The sequence below is a fragment of the Domibacillus sp. 8LH genome, assembly GCF_038806185.1.
Taxonomy (GTDB): domain Bacteria; phylum Bacillota; class Bacilli; order Bacillales; family Domibacillaceae; genus Domibacillus; species Domibacillus indicus_A.
Genome location: NZ_JAVJNG010000303.1, coordinates 1 through 241 on the forward strand (window position 1 = coordinate 1; position 241 = coordinate 241).

A 241-nucleotide genomic window follows, 5' to 3' on the forward strand; every position below is an offset into this window, starting at 1 on the left:
CTCTACTTCTAATCCAGCAATCTTACCAGCATCTTTTGTTGCTTGACGCTCTGCATCATTAAAATAAGCAGGTACAGTAATTACAGCTTTTTCTACCTTCTCACCAATATAGTCTTCTGCATAAGATTTAATATGCTGAAGAATAATTGCTGATACTTCCTGTGGTGTATATTCTTTGTCTTCAATTTTAACTTTATAATCTGTTCCCATATGACGCTTAACGGATTGAATCGTATTAGGG

General features: G+C 34.9%; 1 protein-coding gene. It reads right to left on the reverse strand.

The window, feature by feature from the left end; all coding sequences use genetic code 11:
• Positions 1-241: Hsp70 family protein (locus tag RG959_RS24815; RefSeq protein ID WP_342799365.1), on the reverse strand; the 241-nt coding region annotated here is incomplete at both ends.